The organism is Novosphingobium sp. (assembly GCF_041905565.1).
In the GTDB taxonomy this organism is placed as follows: Bacteria; Pseudomonadota; Alphaproteobacteria; order Sphingomonadales; family Sphingomonadaceae; genus Novosphingobium.
In genome coordinates this window covers 82,222-99,887 of sequence record NZ_JAYRKX010000011.1, presented here as the reverse complement: position 1 = coordinate 99,887, position 17,666 = coordinate 82,222, and the positions used below count along the sequence as shown (strand labels likewise).

Below are 17,666 nucleotides of genomic sequence, written 5' to 3'. Positions count from 1 at the left end.
TCCTGAAATGTGGGCGGCCTCAGCCGTGGTCGATGACCAGGCTGTCGATTTCGTTCGCGACGTCTTCAAAGGCGTCGGCGATGCGTTCGAGGTTCTTGTAGATCTCGCGCGCGACCATGAAGGCCAGCGGATCGGGCTTGGCCTTTTGCGCCTGGAAGGCATTGCGCATCCCGGTATCGTGCAGCACATCGACTTCGCCTTCCAGCTTGACCAGCTTGGCGGTCAGTGCGTGGAGGCGGCGGCCGTTGCGTTCCACATCGCGCAGTAGCGGCATGGCTTCGGCGATCAGGCGGGCGGCATCCTGCACCAGCACGCCGATCTGCTTCATCTGCGGGTCGAACGTGGTGACTTCGAGCAGTTCGATCGCCGAGGCGGAGCGGTTCATCTCGTCGATGGTATCGTCCATCGACCCGATCAGCGCGGTGATTGCGCCGCGATCGAACGGGGTCAGGAAGGTCTGGCGCACTTCGTGCAGCGTTTCGCGGATCACTTCGTCCGCGTCATGCTCGCGGTCGCGGATCGTGCGCAGGTGGGCGTCGCGTTCGCCCTGCCCGGCAGTCAGCTGCGCCAGTGCATCGGCCGCGCCGTTCAGCGCGGCGGCGTGGCGTTCGAACAGCACGAAGAAATCGCCCGAATGCGGCAGCAGCCGCTGGAACCAACCAAACATTGTACTTCCCCCTCAGGAATTCGTGACACGCCTATGACAGCAGTGCGACAGATTCGACAGGGGGAACTTGCCTGCGGCCGTGCCCTGTCCACAGGGCGGCCTGCCAGCGCGGCTATCCGCAGTCGCACGCCGCGCTGCGCTTGCCGCTGGCCGCCGGCTGCCCTACCGCCGCAGAATGCGTCACTCTGCCCTGCTGCTCGCCCTGGTTGCCCTGCCCAGCCCCGTGCTGGCCCAACCCCTGACCGGCGACGAGGCCGCCGAGATCGACCGCGCGGTCACCCAGGCGCTGGCCCGCACCGGTGTACCATCGGCCCAGGTCGCGGTGGTGCGCGGCGGCGAACTGGTGCTCGACAAGGCCTGGGGCAAGGCGTCCGAAGCGATCCCCCAGGCCCGCACCGACCTGCCCTACCAGATCGCGTCCAATTCCAAGCAGTTCCTGGCAGCCTTGCTGATGATGCTGGAGAACGACGGCAAACTTCGCCTGGACGACAAGGTTGCCCGCTGGTTGCCCGACGTTTCGGGCGCGGACCGCATCACGCTGCGCATGCTGCTGGCCCATACCTCCGGCCTGCAGGACTATTGGCCGCAGGACTACAGCTTTGCCGACATGGCGCAGCCCGTGTCGCCGCAGGACATCGTCCGGCGCTGGGCAATGAAGCCGCTGGACTATGAACCGGGCACGCGGCGGCAGTATTCCAACACCGGTTATGTCGTGGCCGGGCTGATCGCCGAGCAGGTCGGCGGCAAGCCGCTGATGCAGCAACTGCGGGAACGGATCTTCGATCCGCTGGGGATTCGCCCGCACGCGATGGACGATACCAATGGCCCAGGCTTTCCCCAGGGCTACCACCGCAACGCGCTGGGCCCGGTGCGCGCTGCCACGCCGCCTGCGCGGGGCTGGCTGTGGGCGGCGGGCGAACTGTCGATGACCGCGGCGGAACTGGCCATCTGGAACCAGGCCCGGATCGAGCGCCGCCTGCTCCCGCGCGAGGACTGGGAGGAAATGGAACGCCCGGTGCGGCTCGCCGATGGCACGGCCAGCGGCTATGGCCTGGGGGTGGCCACCCACCTGGTCGGCGGGCGCCGCGTGGTCGATCACGGCGGCGAATCGGTTGGCTTCCTGTCGCAGAATTCGGTGTGGATCGACGACGGCGTGGCCGTGGTCGTGCTGACCAATGCCGATTTCGCCGACGTGCAGGACGAATTGACCCACCGCATCGCCGAAGTGGTGCTGCCGCGTTCGCCCGCCACGGATGCGAACGAGGCGCTGCGCACGGCCGATGCCCGCGCCACGCTGCGCGCGCTGATCGCCGGGCGGTTCGATCCCGCTCGCTTCACGTCCAACGCGCGCCATTACTTCAATGCGCAGACCTTGGGCGATTATTCCGCCAGTCTGAAAGCGCTCGGCCCGCTCACCGCGATTGGCCCCACCCGCCCGCCGCGGATGCGCGGCGGCTTCGTCAACCGCGTGTTCGCGCTGCAGTTCGGACAGAAGAAGCTGCTGCTCAGCACCTATGCCGAACCGGGCGAACAGGGCCGCTGGGAACAGTTTATCGTGATGCCGGATTAAGTGGGGAGCGGGCCGGCCAAGCCAAGCTGATCGCGCAAGGCGAGTCAGCGCACCAAGCAAGAACTCACCCTATTCCAGCGGCACGCCGGGCATCTGCTTGGCGGTGCGGATCGTCAGGCTGGTCTTGACGCTGGCGACGTTCGGGGCCGGGGTCAGCTTGCTGGTCAGGAATTCCTGGAAACTTTGCAGGTCCTTGCTGACGATCTTGAGGATGAAGTCGATCTCGCCGTTCAGCATGTGGCACTCGCGCACTTCGGGCAGGTCGCGCATCGCTTCCTCGAACTGGCGCAGCGAATCCTCGGCCTGGCTTTTCAGGCTGACCATCGCGAAAACGGTGATCGCGAAACCCAGTTTCGATGCGTCGAGATCGGCGTGATAGCCGCGAATAACGCCCGATTCCTCAAGCGCGCGGACCCGGCGCAGGCATGGGGGCGCGGTCAGTCCGACGCGGTTGGCCAATTCGACATTGGTCACCCGCCCCTCGTCCTGCAGCTCGGCGAGCAAGCGCCGGTCGATGGAATCGAGATTTGCCATTTGCCCACCTTTTTACATCGGATCGCGCAGCACAATGCCCGGACAGGGCAATATTCACAGCAATCTATGCCGCAAGCCGATAATTTTATTGTTTCATATCGCAATTGTCCCGCTTTGCAACGCATCAATCGCGCGCGCTTTCCCAATCCTCCACGTCTGGTATGCCGAGCTGCCCCCGCGCATCCGCCGCAAGGGGGCCAACCGTGACGAGTGGAGCCGCGATGCTGTTTGACGACCGCCTGGCCACCGTGCTGCGCCTGCGCGCTGACGGAGGGGTCGGCGCGCGCGCGCAGTACCGCCAGCTGGTCGATCTGCTCGGTACCCTGCCTGCCGATGCGCAAGGGCCGCAGCTCGATGCCGCCTATGCTCGCCTCGCCGATCTGTCGCGCCAGTTGCCCGCGGCCGAGCGCGCCGCGATCCTGAACGATCAGGGGCTGCGGCTGCATTCGCCCCGGCTGCTGGCCGTGCTGGCCGGCGGCGAAAGCCAGGTCACCGCCAGCGCCCTCGCCCGCGCCCGGTTGAGCGAGGAACAGTGGCTTGACCTGATCCCCGCCCTGCCCCCCACGGCCCGCGCCGAAATGCACCGCCGCCAGGACCTTGGGCCGCAGGCGCGCGATCTGCTGGCCCGGCTTGGCATCCGCGAACGCGGCCTGCCTGCCGCCGCAGAGGTGGCCGCAGATGCTGCCGCTCAGCCGGCGCCCCGGCCCGCCGAAGCCACCGCGCAGCCCACAGCCGCGCCTGCCCCGCCGCCCGAGGCCGAGGTTCTGCCGCCCCCGCCCGCCCGGGGCGAGGACAGCATCGGCGCGCTGGTCAAGCGGATCGAAGCCTATCGCCGTTCCCGCCAGGTGGTCGAAGCCGGCCCGGCCGGGGATTCCCCGCGCCTGCCGCTGGGTGAGGACCACGTGCTGCACGTGCCGGGCGAGCCGCGCGCGTTCGATTTCGCCACCGATGCCGCTGGGCGGATCGTCTGGGCCGATCCCGGCGTGGCGCCGATGACGGTTGGACTGGCGCTTGATCACAGCGGCGCCGCCGCCTCGCTGCGCGACGCGCTGCACCGCCGCCAGCCGCTGCGCGCGGTCATGGTCCAGCTGGACGGTGCGCGGGCGATTGCCGGGACCTGGCGGATCGACGCAGCCCCGGGGTTCGATCCGCTGACCGGGCGCTTTACCGGCTATCGCGGGCGCATGCGCCGCCCCGCATCCGGTGCCGCGCCGCTCGCCGCCAACCCGCCGGTGCGCGACAGCGAGGCCGACCGCCTGCGCCAGATGCTCCACGAATTGCGCACCCCGGTTAACGCGATCCAGGGCTTTGCCGAAGTGATCCAGCAGCAGCTGTTCGGCCCCACTCCGCACGAATACCGCGCCCTGGCGGCCGGCATCGCGGGCGATGCCGCGCGGATGCTGGCCGCGTTCGAGGAACTGGAACGGCTGGCCAAGCTGGACAGCGGCGCGCTGGCCCCGGAGGTCGGCGAAACCGATTTTTCCGCATCGGTCGGCGCAACTGTGGCCCAGCTAGCCGCGCACACCCGCTCGCGCGGCAGCGGCTTTAACGCGCGGATCGAGGATGGAACGATGCCCGTCGCGCTGGAGCGGATCGAGGTTGAACGCATGGTCTGGCGCCTGCTGGCGACCCTGGCCGGCAGCGCCGCACCCGGCGAAATGCTCAAGCTGCGACTGCGGCGCAAGGGCGCGGGCCTGCGGCTGAGCGTGCAATTGCCCGCCGCGCTGGCCCGGATGGACGATGCCGCCCTATTTGCCGCCGCCGTCGGCGCCGTGCCCCAGGTGATCACGGCGGGCGTGTTCGGCATTGGCTTTGCCCTGCGGCTGGTCCGGGCCGAAGCCCGCGCCGCCGGCGGCAGCCTTGAACGGCGCGACGACCGGCTGCGACTGGAACTGCCGGGGTTGACCGCGAACGCTTCGGATCATAGCGATAGGTCCGGCCGCGACGCTGCCGGTTAACAACTGACAGGGGAATTTAAGAAGGTGGCGCAGACCCGGATCACGGACTTGCCCGCCAATGCCGAACCGGTGCGGTTCGCCCCCGGTTTTGGCCAGCGCTTCATCCTGACCGTCGATACCGAGGAAGAATTCGACTGGACCCGCCCGATCCAGCGCGAAGGCTATACCCTTCATTCGATCGCCCGGCTGGCCCGGTTCCAGGAATTCTGCGAAGGTCAGGGCGTTTGCCCGATCTACCTGGTGGACTATCCGATCGCCACCTCCCCCTTGGCGGGGGATATCCTGCGCGGCGCGATTGCGGCTGGGCGGGCCGAAGTGGGCGTCCAGCTGCACCCGTGGGTCAGCCCCCCGTTCGACGAGGAGGTGGTTGAGCACAACACCTTTGCCGGCAACCTGCCGCCTGCGCTCGAACGCGAAAAATTCATGCGCCTGCGCGATGCGATCAAGGCCAATTTCGGCACCGATCCGCTGATCTACCGCGCCGGACGCTACGGCGTTGGCCCCAACTCCGCCGGGATTCTGGCCGAAGGCAGGATCGCGATCGACACCTCAGTGCGCGCGCGGTTCGATTACAGCGCCGGGGGCGGCCCCAATTTCCGCGAATTTCCGGTTACGCCCTATTGGCTGGACCGCCAGGCCGGGCTGATGGAACTGCCGCTGACCTCGGTCTATTGGGGCCTGCTGCGCCAGTTGGGGCCGTGGCTTTACCCCAAGATGTGGCGCGTGCCGCGCCTGCGCGGCGCGCTGGCGCGAATCGGCATGCTCGAACGCATCCCGCTGACCCCCGAAGGGGTAACTCTGGACGAAGCGATCCGCGGGATCGACATCGCGCTGGATGAACGCCTGCCAGTGCTGGTGTTCTCGTTCCACAGCCCCTCGCTCGCCCCCGGTTTCACCCCCTATGTCCGCAGTGAGGACGATCTGGACGCGCTGTATGACTGGTGGCGCGGCGCCTTTGCCTACCTCGCCCAGCGCGGCGTGCGCCCGGCCAGCGTGGCCGAACTGATGGCGGCTGTGGAGCTTGCCTAAGCGCCCCGGGCAAGCTAGGGCCGCCGCTGTCCGGCAAGGGCATTGGCTGGGGACGGGCCTGTAGCTCAGCGGTTAGAGCTGGCCGCTCATAACGGCTAGGTCGCGGGTTCGAATCCTGCCGGGCCCACCAGCAACCAGCCCTTCGGGGCCGGGCCGCGACGAGAACCAGGGTCGGGGAGTAGCGCAGCCTGGTAGCGCATCTGCTTTGGGAGCAGAGGGTCGCAGGTTCGAATCCTGTCTCCCCGACCATCGTTCAATGCCTTGGCGGCAGCAGTCACGCCGGCGTTGCCACCAGTTCGACGATTTCGAAGGTGAAACTCTTCCATCCGCGCATCTTCGATGCCTCCTCGGCCGGGGCACGCTTGCGGCGGGCTTCGTTCAGCGAACGGGCGTGACCCCAGAACACCTCGGTTTTGCCGTTCTCAAGCTCGGCCACGATCCGCCAATAGTGCGTAAAGCTGTCGGTGGTCGGCCCGATGGTCTTTTCATAGCCATCCGGCATGGTCGCGGTGAGGTAGCGGCGCTTCTTCTTCATGGCCCATCACCCGTGCCTCTTGCCAGGGGGCGCGGCAACCACAATTCGGCTGCGCGCGATGGGCTGACGGATCGCTCGAGCCGATCTATGGGGACCGCATGGATGACCGATTGGAATCGTCGACGCCGCCGCTGAGCGTGGCGGCACTTTACCGTTTTACCCGCTTCGACGATTGCGCGGCCCTGCGCGCCGGAATCGAACGCCTGTGCCGTGAGCAGGGGGTGCGCGGCACGCTGCTGCTGGCGCCGGAGGGCATCAACGGCACGATCGCCGGCACCCCGGCGGCGATTGATCGGGTGCTGGAGCATCTCCGGTCGCTCCCCGATTGCGCGGACCTCGATGTCAAGCTGTCGTCCGCCATGGTCATGCCCTTCCATCGCCTGAAGGTCCGGCTGAAGCGCGAGATTGTAACCATGGGCGAACCGGATATCGATCCGCGCGCCAGTGTCGGGACCTATGTCGAGCCGGGCGCATGGAATGCGCTGATCCTCGACCCCGCAACCATCGTGATCGACACGCGCAACGACTATGAAATCGCGATCGGCAGCTTTGCCGGTGCGATCGACCCGGGCACGACCACATTTCGCCAGTTTCCCGAATGGTTTCGCCAACACCGCGAAGCGCTGCTGGGCCAGGGCCAGCAACCGAAAGTCGCGATGTTCTGCACCGGCGGGATTCGCTGCGAGAAATCGACGGCCCTTCTCAAGCAGGAAGGCGTCGCCGATGTGTTCCACCTCAAGGGCGGCATTCTCAAATACCTGGAAACGGTGCCCGAGGACGAGAGCCTCTGGCACGGGGAATGCTTTGTCTTCGACGAACGGGTGGCGGTCGGCCACGGCCTGGCCGAGGGCAGCCATACCCTTTGCCGCGCATGTCGCCGTCCGATGAGCGAGGAGGACCGCCAGTCGCCGCTCTACGAGACGGGCGTCAGCTGCGCGACATGCCATTCGGAACGGACCGAGCAGCAGCGCGCATCCGCCCGGGAGCGCTACCGGCAGGAGCAATTGGCGCTTGCCCGAGGGGAAAGCCATGTTGGATCCAGCCAGGCCGGCCAGGGGGCGCAACGCGCCCGGCCCTAGGGTCAGGACCCATTAGGCGCTGGCAAGTCCGGTGAAATGCCGCGCCAGGCCCAGCGCCATCATCACCCCCAGCACCCGGATCAGGCCCAGCCGGACCCGCAAGATCAGGATTGCGGCCACGGCGGCCAGCCGCGCCAGCGCAGCGAAGGCCGCCAGCGCGATGCCCTGCTTGAACCGCGTATCGAGCGCACGTCCAGCCACGCGCAACAGGGCCCGGACCGCGGCTTTTGATCGCGATGCAGCTTGCTCCGCGTTACCAACTGCCAAAGCGCGCGATGCTGGGGCGATAACCCCAGGCGTCCCGTTCCCCTCACAAACGATGAGGTGAAGCGATGCGCATGCACACCAATTTCCAATGACGGCAGGCGGCGCCATGGGCGCTTTCGGACTGATCGTCTGACGCCGCAAGCCATTTACCCTGGGCGATCCTGCCCCACCACCCGCAAGGTCAAGGTCAAGCTCTTTCCGGCCACATGCCGCGTTCGCACGCTTCGTCGAAGCAGTCCCACGGTTCACCGCCAGTCTATTGTCTACTAATTCAATTGACATAAATAGCAGGTCTGTCGGAACGTAATCCAAGTCGACCGGCCCCAGCACTTCATGGAGTTGCCCGATGGCCAATGCCGGATTGCCCGATCCTGCCCGTACCCCGCTGGTCCTGACCGTTCCCGGCCTGAACAACAGCGGCCCCGACCACTGGCAGACCCGGTGGGAACAGCAGCGCAGCGATTGCCAGCGCGTCGAGCTGGGGATGTGGGACCGCCCGCATCGCAACACCTGGGTCAACCAGCTCAACCTCGCGATCGGCCAGGCCGGGCGGCCAGTGGTGCTGGCCGCGCACAGCCTGGGCTGCCTGGCCGTGGCCTGGTGGGCGCAGCTGGAACGCCCCGGGCCGGACAGCAACGTGCTGGGCGCGCTGCTGGTGGCGCCGCCCGAAGTCGATTTCTTCCCGCTGGATGAACGCATCGCCCCGTTCGCACCCACCCCGGCCGAGCCGCTGTCGTTCCCCTCGATCCTGGTTGCCAGCCAGAACGATCCCTTCATGGGCTATCGCACGTCGCGCCGCCTCGCGCGCTCGTGGGGCAGCAATTTTGCCGATGCCGGGCGGGTTGGCCACATCAACGCCGAATCCGGGCTGGATGACTGGCCTTTCGGCCAGTTCCTGCTGCAGCAATTGCTGCGCCGCTTCGTCCATGCCGAAGTGCCCAGGGTGCGCAGCCTGCCGGGCCTGGCCCAGCCGCCCCAGGTGGAGATCGCGCTGTGAAGGCCGCATCCGTGCCTGAAACGCTTGGCCGCACGCCGCATGTCCGGCTGGCGCGGCTGTTTCCCGATGCCCAGGTCCGGGTGAAGAACGAACGGAGCAACCCCGGCGGGTCGATCAAGGACCGGATCGCGCCCGCCATGATCGAGGCTGCCGAGGCAAGTGGCGAGCTTGCCCCGGTGGCCACGATCATCGAGCCGGCGTCGGGTAACCCCGGCGTCGGCCTTGCCCTGCTCGAACCCGGCGAGGCCAGGACCTGGACCCCCCGTTCCGCGCGCGAGGACAGGCTGCTGGCCGGGATTTCCTGCCCACCGATTGACCGTTCCGCCCACTGGAGTACCCGCCATGGCTGACAAGCCGACCCTTTCCATCGCCCGCCCCCCGGCTTCGCCCGGCGCTGACCGCCACGCCGAAACGCTGGCGGCTGTCCGCGCGGCGCTCGACACGCTGCGCTTTGGCCAGGTTGTGCTGACCGTGCACGAAGGCAAGGTGGTGCAGCTCGACGTCACTGAAATGCAGCGCTTCGGCTGACCTGTCCGTAACGATGACCGCCAGGCGCGCGCTGGCGGAACGGGGCTGAGCCATGGCAGTAACTGGGGTTTCGCCCGCGCCGCGAATGCCCTACCGATCCGGCCATGTCAGAGTTCCCGAATGAGCAAAGCGACTGGCGCGTAACCGATGGTCCGGCGATTGGCCGCGCGCCGCTGTTCGACTTGTCGGAAATCCGGTTGCGGGCCGATTTCTATGCCACTGGCGCGATGTCGCGCAGCATCATGGCCGATCTGTCCAGCACATCGCCGATGTGGCTCGAACGGTTGGAGCGCCACCTGGCCGAACTGCCCGGCTACCTCGAGGTGTTCGAGGCCCTGCCGGAGGCGAGCTATCCCGGGCTCTACCCCGACCTGTTCCAGAGCATCGCGCTGAACGGACAGCGCGGCGCGCTGGCCGCCGTGGCGCCGGATCATTACGCGATCCACCTGTACCTGCCGCCGGACCAGTTCGCCGCGATCCTGCCGCTGGTCGGCACGGCGCAGCGCCGCGCGCGGCTACTGATCGACATCGACCGCACGATCGACCAGGGCCTGCCCGACGAGGAATGCCATTTCTGGAACGACTGGCTGTCCCCCGTAGTCCTGTTCAACGAATTCAGCCTGGTATCGCCGCCCCCGCCGCCGCGCTTGCCCTAGGGTCAGGACCCATAAACCGCACCTTCGAGGCGGCAGAATGGCGAACATATCGGGCGGAAATTCCCGCCGGGAAGGCTGGTTGCCTTTCCAAGGGAATTTTCGTTCGAGATGGAAGCCATTCTGCCGTCCCGCAGGGATTTGGCCACAATTGCCTCTCGCAGCGTCGAGAAGTCTTGAAATATCGACATATTCCCGCGCCTTCTCTCCTCGCGACAGGCCATTTTGACTCAAACCTCGAAGGTGCGGTTTATGGGTCCTGACCCTAAAGCAGGCTCTGCCGGATCGCGGCGGCCAGAACCGGGGCCAGCGGGATCGTCGCGACCGGGCCGGGCACGCTGTCGCAGGCCAGCACCGGGGCGATCCCGGCGGCGGCCAGGGCGGCAAGATCAGCCTCGCTTGCCAGGCAGTGGCTGGCGACGGCGCCGATGCTGGTCGCCCCAGCCGCGCGCAGCGCCTTGGCGCAGGCGATCAGCGTGCCGCCACTTGAAATCACGTCATCGACCAGCAGTGCCGGGCGGCCCGCGACCTTGCCGGCTTCCTCCAGGGTGATTTCCACCGCGCGGTCGCCGCGGCGCTGCTTGGTGCCGACGATCAGGTCGAGCCCCGCCGGCGCGGCGACCGACTGGACCCAGGGGCGCGATTCCGCGTCCGGGCCGACCAGCACGGTATCGGGCGTGACCATCGCGGCAATCGCCCCGGCGATGGCCGGCGCTGCCGAAAGGCTCAGCGCCTCGATCCCTGGCACCACCGCGTCCAGGCAGGACGTGCGGTGCAGGTGCGGATCGACCGTGACAAGGGCGTCGAACGTCTGCGCGATCAGGGTGCCGATCACCCGCTGCGACACTGCCTGGCCGGGCGCAAAGGCGCAGTCCTGGCGCATGTAGCCCAGATAGGGCGCGACCAGCACCAGCCGCGCCGCGCCCTGATCGCGTAGGGCCGAGGCGGCGAGCAGCAGCGGCATGATCCGCGCGTCAGGATCGTCGAGCGGGCAATAGAGCAGCGCCGTCCCCTCGCCCCCGCCGGGTTCAACCTGCACCAGGCTTTCGCCATCGGGAAAGCGGCGATGCGCGATTGCATGGACCGGCAGGCCGAGCGCCTCGGCCAATCGCCGCGCCGGGCCGTCATCGTGCGCGAAGTGATGGACCGCCGCGTTCACGCCGCCACCGTATAGCCCGAGGCTTCGCCCGCCAGCTCGCATGCGAAGTTCAGCCCGGTCTGCGACGTCGCGTGGATGCGGTAGAGCGCCTGCCCCGCCCCCACCGCATCGCCAACCTTGCACAGCAGGTCGATCCCTGCGCCCTTTTCCATCGGCGCCCCGGCCAGCCGGGCGATGCGGGCAATCAGGTGGCAATCGATCGCGGTCACGCGGCCATCACGCGGCGCGGGCACCTCGTGGGTCAGCTGCCCCAGCGGCATCGACTGTTGCTGCGGCCCCTGGGCCAGGATCAGCCGCTCCATCGCCGCCAGCGCCGCGCCGGATTCGAGCAGTTCGAGCGCGCGGGCATGACCCTGCCCGCCCTCGATGCGCGGATCGAAATCGAGCACCCGCCCGGCCAGCATCACCGCGCGGTCGCGCAGGTCGGCCGGGGCGTTCGGCTCGCCGCGCAGCACCGCCATCACGTCGCGCGCTTCGAGCACCGGGCCGATCCCGCGCCCGATCGGCTGCGACCCATCGGTCAGCACCACGTCGATGGTGATGCCGACCTTGCCCGCGACATATTCGAACAGCTTGCGCAGCCGCACCGCCTCGTTGTGGCTGCGCACCTTGGCGCTGGGGCCAACCGGAATGTCGATCACCAGGTGGGTCGATCCCGCCGCCAGCTTCTTCGACAGGATCGAGGCGACCATCTGTTCGTAGGTGTCAATCCGCAGTGGGCGTTCGACCGAGATCAGCACGTCATCCGCAGGCGACAGGTTCACCCGCCCGCCCCAGGCCAGCACCGCGTTTTCGCGCGCGACGATCTCCTGCATCCGTTCGACCGAGATATCGACGTTGGCCAGCACCTCCATCGTGTCGGACGTGCCCGAGGGCGAAGTGATCGCGCGCGACGAGGTCTTGGGAATGATCAGCCCGTGCGCGGCGACGATCGGCACCACGATCATCGAGGTGCGGTTGCCGGGGATGCCGCCGATGCAGTGCTTGTCCACCACCAGCGGCGCATCCCATTTCAGCCGGTTGCCGACATTGGCCATCGCCCGGGTCAGGGCCAGGGTCTCATCCGTGGTCATGAACGCCGCGCAGGCGACCAGGAACGCGGCGATTTCCATCGGCGAATAGAGATGCCGGGCGACATCGCGGATGATCGCGGCGATTTCATCGTCGGTCAGGGTATCGCCGCCGATCTTGCGCCGCACCGCCTCAAGGCTGGCGGGCGGCTTGGCCTGGGCGATGGTCACCTCGGTTCCTTCGGGCAGGCCGAGGCGGCGGAACGCCTGTTCACCCAGGCCAATCTCGCCGCGTTGCAGCAGGTGTTCATCGTCCATGATCGCCAGGGTCGCCAGGATGCTGGTGCCGTCGTGGCAGATCTCGATCTTGCGCAGCGCCTGGAACTGCTCCGCGCCATAGCCGCTGTCGTTGCGGGGCAGGAACGCGGTGTTTTCCGGATAGGTATCAATCGCGACCGCGCGAATCCTGAACATCCATTGCTCCCTTGTGCAGCAGGCCCGCTTATATCGTATTTTCGCCAGACTTGTTTGTTCTCGCGCAATGCCCGACGATGGCCCGTGCAGGCATGGTGCGGCCTGCGGCAGCAAGGGGCGATCCGGCCATGAGCGAAGGCAGCACAGATGCACAGCCGGGCGCGGCGGGTCTGGCATTTCGCGCACGCGGCCTGGGCAAGGTCTACCAGACCGGCGAGACCGAAGTGCAGGCGCTGCGCGGGGTGGACCTGGATATTCCGGCGGGCGAAATCCTGGTGCTGCTGGGCCCTTCGGGCAGCGGCAAGTCGACCCTGCTCAACATCGTTGGCGGGCTGGACCGGCCCAGCACCGGCACGCTGCATTACGGCGACAGCGAGCTGACCGCGCTCGATGATGCCGCCCTCACCCGGTTCCGCCGCGCCCATGTCGGCTTCATCTTCCAGTTCTACAACCTGATCCCCAGCCTGACCGCCGAGGAGAACGTGCGGCTGGTAACCGACATTGCCGAACACCCGATGGCGGCGGGCCAGGCGCTGGAGCTGGTCGGACTGGCCGACCGGCGCGACCACTATCCCGCCCAGCTTTCCGGCGGCGAGCAGCAGCGCGTCGCCGTGGCCCGCGCGATTGCCAAGCAGCCCGCCGTATTGCTCTGCGACGAGCCGACCGGCGCGCTCGACAGCGCGACCGGGATCAGGGTGCTGGAAACGCTCGCCCGCGCCAACCGGGACCTGGGCACCAGCGTGGTGATCATCACCCACAACGCCGGGATTGCCGCCATGGCGCACCGGGTGGTCCATTTCCTCGATGGCCGGATCGCGCGGATCGAAGTCAACGCCCAGCCCGCCGATCCCGCCGGGATCAGCTGGTGAAAGCGCTCGACCTCAAACTTCTGCGCGACCTGTGGCAAATGCGCGGGCAGGTGTTGGCCATCGCGCTGGTGCTGGCGGCGGCCTGCGCCACTTTCGTCATGTCGGTTGGGGTACACCGCTCGCTCAAGGACACGCGCGATGCCTATTATGCGCGCAACCAGTTCGCCGATGTCTTTGCCGGCATGACCCGCGCGCCGCGCAGCGTGGTCGCCCGGCTGGCCGCAATTCCGGGGGTGCGCAGCGCCGAAGGGACGATCCAGCAATATGCCACGCTGGACTTTCCGGGCCGCGCCGCCCCGGTCCGCGCGCTGCTGAACGGGGTGGAGGAAGCGGGCGGCAACCGGCTTAACCGGCTGACCCTGCGCGCGGGCCGCCTGCCCCAGCCCGGCAGCCCCGGCGAAGTGGTGGCGGACGAGGCCTTCGTCTCGGCCAACGGCCTTGCGCTGGGCAGCCGGATCGAGGCGCTGGTCTATGGCCGCAAGCAGACCCTGCGGATCGTCGGCGTGGGGCTGGCGCCCGATTACATCTATGCCCTGGCCCCGGGCGACATCATCCCCGACGATACCCGCTTCGGCGTGTTCTGGATCGGCCGCAAGGCGCTGGAGGCCAGCACCGACCGGACCGAGGCGATCAACAGCGTAGCCCTGACGCTGGAGCGCGGCGCGTCCGAAGCCGAAGTGATCCGCGCGGTCGATACCCTGCTCGCGCCCTATGGCGGCAGCGGCGCGCATGGCCGCAGGGACCAGCAGAGCCACGCCTTCCTCGAAAACGAGCTGATGCAGCTGAACGCGATGACCAAGGTGATCCCGCCGGTGTTCCTGCTGGTCGCGGTGTTCCTGGTCTATATCGTGCTGGGGCGGATGATCCGCACCGAACGCACCCAGATCGGGCTGATCAAGGCGTTCGGCTATTCCGACTGGGCAATCGCGCTGCATTACCTGAAATTCGCGCTGGCCATCGCCGTGCTGGCGACCGCGCTGGGCGCGGCGGGGGGGATCTGGATGGGCAGCGCGATGACCGAGATCTATGCGCGCTACTATCGCTTCCCGTTCCTGTTCTACCACGTTGCGCCTTCGGTGATCCTGGCGGCGGGGGCGCTGTCATTGGCGGCGGCGGCGCTGGGCGCGCTGGGGGGAATGCGCGCGGTCGCCGCGCTCAACCCGGCGGTGGCGATGTCGCCCCCGCCCCCGCCGGTCTACCGCGCCGGACTGGTCGAACGGCTGGGCAAGGCGGCGGGCTTCACCGCAATCGGCCACATGATCGTGCGGCACATCGCCCGCTGGCCGGGGCGTTCGGCGATCACCGTGCTGGGCGTGGCGCTGTCGGGCGGGCTGCTGTTCGCCACCACCCAGTTCGCCGATTCGAGCACGACCATGCTCGATGCGTTCTTCTTCCGCGCCCAGCGCCAGGACCTGACCGTGACTTTCACCGAACCGCGGAGCGAGGACGTGCTGTTTGCGCTGGCGCAGCTACCCGGCGTGCTGCGGGTCGAACCCGTCCGCGCCGTGCCAGCCACCATCACCCACGGCAGCCGCACCGAGCGCACCGCGATCGAGGCGACCCGCGCCGATACGCAGCTCAGCCTGCGGATCGACCGCGACGGGCAGATGCTGCCCATGCCTGTGGCGGGCCTGATGCTGAGCCGCCAGCTGGCCGACAAGCTGGCCGTGCGCAGCGGCGACCGGGTGGAAGTGACCATGCTGGGCGGCCGCCGCGCGCGCGAGGTGCTGCCGGTGGCCAGCGTGGTCGACGAATTCATTGGCGAGCGTGCCTATGCCGCCGAAGCGACGCTCGAGGCGCTGGCCCGTGACGGCGCCCCGGCAGGCGCCGCGCTGCTGCGGATCGACCCCGCCGCGCGCGATGCCATCCTGACCCGGCTCATGGCCATGCCCTTGGTGCTGGGCGTGACCGAAAAGACTGCCGCGCTGGAAAAGTTCGAGGAAATGATCGACGAGAACATGCTGACCATGATCAGCTTCTACATCGCCTTTGCCTCGGCCATCGCGGTCGGCGTGGTCTATAACAGCGCGCGGATCCTGTTTTCGGAACGCGCGCACGAATTGGCGACGCTGCGCGTGCTGGGCTATTTCCGCAGCGAAGTGGGGCTGGTGCTGCTGGGCGAACTGGCGCTGCTGGTGGTGGTTTCGGTGCCATTCGGCTGCGTGATCGGCTATGGCATGGCCCAGTTGATGACCGCGATGTTCAGCTCCGATCTGTTCCGCCTGCCCTTTGCGCCCTCGCGCGCCAGCTATGGCTGGTCGGTGGTGATCGTGCTGATCGCCGCCATGGGCACCGCTGCCACCGTTGCCCGGCGGGTCCAGCGGCTTGACATGGTGCGGGTGCTGAAGGCGCGCGAATGATGGCGGATCTGTTCAAACGCTGGCGCTGGGCGCTGCTGATCGTGGCCCTGCTGGCAGCGGGGCTGGCCTTTGCCTTCTGGCCCACGGCCAGCGCGGTCGATACCGCACGGGTCACGCGCGGGCCGATGGCGGTGGGGATCACCGACGATGGCGTGACCCGCGCGCACGAATTCTACGTCGTCTCCGCACCGGTCAGCGGTTACCTTTCGCGGATCGAGCTGGAAGTGGGCGATAGCGTGACGCGCGGCACACTGATCACGCGGATCACCGGGCGTCCCTCGGCCCCGCTCGATCCGCGCACCACGGCCGATCTCGGCGCAGCCCTGGCCGCCGCGCGTGCTGCCGAAGGCGGCGCGGCCGCCACTCTCGCCCAGGCCCGCCGCGACCTGACCCGGGCCGAGGAACTAGCCCGGCGAGGGTTCCTGCCGCGCGCCCAGCTGGAAGCCGCGCGCACCCGCGTTATTGGCGCCCAGGCCGCGCTCGCCCAGGCCCGCGCCGAAATTGCCCGGATCCACGCTCAGGCCCGCCCGGTCAGCGGCGCGGGCGGCGGCAACCCGGTGGACGTGCGCGCGCCGGCCAGTGGCGCGGTGCTGTCGGTCATCACCGAAAGCGCCGGCGTGGTGGCTGAGGGCACGCCCCTGATGACGATCGGCGATCCCGCCCGGATCGAAGTGGTGGTCGACCTGCTCAGCCGCGAGGCGGTGCGGGTCAAGCCGGGCGATCCGGTGGAAATCACCCAGTGGGGCGGCGATGCGCCGCTGACCGGGCGGGTGCTGCGGATCGAACCGTTCGGCAAATTGAAGGTTTCGGCGCTGGGGATCGAGGAACAGCGGGTCAACCTGATCGTCGCTTTCGATGCCGCCAGCCTGCCGCAGGCGGCGCGGCTGGGGCATGGCTACCAGCTGGACGCCACGGTGATCCTGTGGCGCAAGGACGATGCGCTGCGCGTGCCGATCGGCGCGCTCTATCGCGGGGCGGACGGCGGCTGGCGGGTGCTGGTGGTGGAACGCAGCCGCGCCCGCGAACGCGCGGTCAAGCTGGGCCACATCAACAATGAATTCGGCGAAGTGCTGGATGGCCTCGCGGCGGACCAGGTGCTGGTGCTGAACCCCGGCAACAGCGTCAAGGACGGCGCGCGGGTTGCCCCGCGCTGAGCAACACGCTTCCCCGCGCGGCCAAGCTGTGACATGCAGCGCGCGATGCCGGACCAGCCGCCTTCAGCCTTGCGCGAACGCTTGAAGCGGCTGCCGGGCGCGCGCCGCGCGGCGCACTGGCTGCGCTGCCTGCTGCGCCCCGAATACCGCGAAATCGCCCGCCTGCGCCGCAGTGCGGCCGGGCAGCTGCTGCAACCCTACACCCAGACCGGCGAAGATCGCTATCCGGCGGTATTCGATATGCTGGCCCAGCACCTCGCGCCGATTGCCGAACCGCGCATCCTCTCGTTCGGCTGCTCCAGCGGGGCGGAAGTGCGCGCGCTGCGCCGCTGGATGCCGGCAGCAAAGATCACCGGGCTCGACCTCAACCGGGTGATGATCGTCCGCGCCCGCGCAGCCGATCCCGATCCGCGCAGCACCTACGTCTGCGCCGGGGCACCCGAGCCGGGCGCGCAGTTCGACGCGGTGCTGGCCATGGCGGTGTTCCGCCACGGTGACCTTGAAGCCGCCCGACCCGACAGCTGCGCCGCGGTGCTGCCGTTCTCCCGTTTTGTGGACGGCCTTGCCATGCTGGACCGGCATCTTGCGGTGGGCGGCTGGCTGGCGCTCTACAACCAGCAGTTCCGCCTGGCCGATACCCCGCTGGCCACGCGCTACGAAGCCGATCCGCTGCTGATGGGCGAGGACGAGGCGCTGGTCCTGCTCTATGGCCCGGACAACCGCCGGATCAACGGCGCACGCGAACGACTGGTGCTGTTCCGCAAGCTGGCCGACAGCTAAGGCGCAGCTATCCCTCACTTTAGGCTGTTGCAGCCTTTGGTTT

General features: G+C 68.2%; 17 protein-coding genes, 2 tRNA genes and 1 pseudogene. 14 read left to right on the top strand and 6 right to left on the bottom strand.

Annotation, left to right across the window (positions count from 1 at the left end):
• Positions 1-19: 19 nt before the first annotated feature.
• Positions 20-667 (bottom strand): DUF47 domain-containing protein, encoded by a 648-nt coding sequence (locus ACE3N9_RS10550; RefSeq protein WP_374283608.1) that lies wholly within the window; start codon positions 665-667, stop codon positions 20-22.
• 175 nt (positions 668-842) lie between these two features.
• On the opposite strand from ACE3N9_RS10550, the gene ACE3N9_RS10545 reads away from it, so the two are divergent.
• The gene (locus ACE3N9_RS10545; protein WP_374283606.1) at positions 843-2,237 is read left to right on the top strand and encodes a serine hydrolase domain-containing protein; all 1,395 of its coding nucleotides are present in this window, start codon (positions 843-845) and stop codon (positions 2,235-2,237) included.
• Between the two features lie 69 nt (positions 2,238-2,306).
• On the opposite strand, the gene ACE3N9_RS10540 is transcribed toward ACE3N9_RS10545, so the two are convergent.
• Complete coding sequence (locus ACE3N9_RS10540) at positions 2,307-2,771, bottom strand: Lrp/AsnC family transcriptional regulator (protein WP_374283604.1); 465 nt, start codon at positions 2,769-2,771, stop codon at positions 2,307-2,309.
• Between the two features lie 203 nt (positions 2,772-2,974).
• Here ACE3N9_RS10540 and ACE3N9_RS10535 point away from each other — a divergent pair, with 203 nt between their 5' ends.
• From ACE3N9_RS10535 to ACE3N9_RS10520, 4 genes are all read left to right on the top strand, one after another.
• Positions 2,975-4,729, top strand: coding sequence for a sensor histidine kinase (locus tag ACE3N9_RS10535; protein ID WP_374283602.1), 1,755 nt, complete (start codon positions 2,975-2,977; stop codon positions 4,727-4,729).
• A gap of 24 nt (positions 4,730-4,753) precedes the next feature.
• A complete protein-coding gene (locus tag ACE3N9_RS10530) occupies positions 4,754-5,758 on the top strand; it encodes a polysaccharide deacetylase family protein (RefSeq protein WP_374283600.1) in 1,005 nt (334 codons plus the stop codon).
• A 54-nt stretch (positions 5,759-5,812) separates the two neighbouring features.
• Positions 5,813-5,888, top strand: a tRNA-Ile gene (locus ACE3N9_RS10525).
• 42 nt (positions 5,889-5,930) lie between these two features.
• Positions 5,931-6,007 (top strand) — tRNA-Pro (locus ACE3N9_RS10520).
• 25 nt (positions 6,008-6,032) lie between these two features.
• Here the strand turns inward: ACE3N9_RS10520 and ACE3N9_RS10515 are convergent.
• Positions 6,033-6,293, bottom strand: coding sequence for a hypothetical protein (locus ACE3N9_RS10515; protein WP_374283599.1), 261 nt, complete (start codon positions 6,291-6,293; stop codon positions 6,033-6,035).
• A 98-nt stretch (positions 6,294-6,391) separates the two neighbouring features.
• Here ACE3N9_RS10515 and ACE3N9_RS10510 point away from each other — a divergent pair, with 98 nt between their 5' ends.
• Entirely contained in the window at positions 6,392-7,372 is a 981-nt protein-coding gene (locus ACE3N9_RS10510; RefSeq protein ID WP_374283597.1) for a rhodanese-related sulfurtransferase, read from the top strand.
• A 12-nt stretch (positions 7,373-7,384) separates the two neighbouring features.
• Here ACE3N9_RS10510 and ACE3N9_RS10505 read toward each other — a convergent pair whose 3' ends face one another.
• Positions 7,385-7,573 (bottom strand): hypothetical protein, encoded by a 189-nt coding sequence (locus ACE3N9_RS10505; protein WP_374283595.1) that lies wholly within the window; start codon positions 7,571-7,573, stop codon positions 7,385-7,387.
• A 412-nt stretch (positions 7,574-7,985) separates the two neighbouring features.
• Here ACE3N9_RS10505 and ACE3N9_RS10500 point away from each other — a divergent pair, with 412 nt between their 5' ends.
• From ACE3N9_RS10500 to ACE3N9_RS10485, 4 genes and pseudogenes are all read left to right on the top strand, one after another.
• Complete coding sequence (locus ACE3N9_RS10500) at positions 7,986-8,636, top strand: RBBP9/YdeN family alpha/beta hydrolase (protein ID WP_374283593.1); 651 nt, start codon at positions 7,986-7,988, stop codon at positions 8,634-8,636.
• Positions 8,633-8,869, top strand: a pseudogene (locus tag ACE3N9_RS10495) (pyridoxal-phosphate dependent enzyme); the annotation flags it as partial. The gene ACE3N9_RS10500 and the pseudogene ACE3N9_RS10495, both read left to right, overlap by 4 nt.
• 109 nt (positions 8,870-8,978) lie before the next feature.
• Entirely contained in the window at positions 8,979-9,164 is a 186-nt protein-coding gene (locus ACE3N9_RS10490) for a YezD family protein (RefSeq protein WP_374283591.1), read from the top strand.
• Between the two features lie 104 nt (positions 9,165-9,268).
• Positions 9,269-9,820 (top strand): hypothetical protein, encoded by a 552-nt coding sequence (locus tag ACE3N9_RS10485; protein ID WP_374283589.1) that lies wholly within the window; start codon positions 9,269-9,271, stop codon positions 9,818-9,820.
• 262 nt (positions 9,821-10,082) lie between these two features.
• Here ACE3N9_RS10485 and ACE3N9_RS10480 read toward each other — a convergent pair whose 3' ends face one another.
• Positions 10,083-10,976, bottom strand: coding sequence for a ribose-phosphate diphosphokinase (locus tag ACE3N9_RS10480; RefSeq protein ID WP_374283587.1), 894 nt, complete (start codon positions 10,974-10,976; stop codon positions 10,083-10,085).
• Entirely contained in the window at positions 10,973-12,460 is a 1,488-nt protein-coding gene (locus ACE3N9_RS10475; protein WP_374283585.1) for a thymidine phosphorylase family protein, read from the bottom strand. The genes ACE3N9_RS10480 and ACE3N9_RS10475 overlap by 4 nt, the downstream gene beginning before the upstream one ends.
• A 128-nt stretch (positions 12,461-12,588) precedes the next feature.
• Here ACE3N9_RS10475 and ACE3N9_RS10470 point away from each other — a divergent pair, with 128 nt between their 5' ends.
• From ACE3N9_RS10470 to ACE3N9_RS10455, 4 genes are all read left to right on the top strand, one after another.
• Complete coding sequence (locus tag ACE3N9_RS10470; RefSeq protein WP_374283583.1) at positions 12,589-13,329, top strand: ABC transporter ATP-binding protein; 741 nt, start codon at positions 12,589-12,591, stop codon at positions 13,327-13,329.
• Positions 13,326-15,689, top strand: coding sequence for an ABC transporter permease (locus tag ACE3N9_RS10465; protein WP_374283581.1), 2,364 nt, complete (start codon positions 13,326-13,328; stop codon positions 15,687-15,689). Before ACE3N9_RS10470 ends, ACE3N9_RS10465 begins: the two co-directional genes overlap by 4 nt.
• Positions 15,686-16,843, top strand: coding sequence for an efflux RND transporter periplasmic adaptor subunit (locus tag ACE3N9_RS10460; RefSeq protein ID WP_374283580.1), 1,158 nt, complete (start codon positions 15,686-15,688; stop codon positions 16,841-16,843). The genes ACE3N9_RS10465 and ACE3N9_RS10460 overlap by 4 nt, the downstream gene beginning before the upstream one ends.
• 69 nt (positions 16,844-16,912) lie before the next feature.
• Positions 16,913-17,623 carry a trans-aconitate 2-methyltransferase gene (locus ACE3N9_RS10455; RefSeq protein ID WP_374283578.1) on the top strand — a complete coding sequence of 237 codons (711 nt, stop codon included), beginning with the start codon at positions 16,913-16,915 and terminating at the stop codon, positions 17,621-17,623.
• The last annotated feature ends 43 nt before the right edge of the window (positions 17,624-17,666 follow it).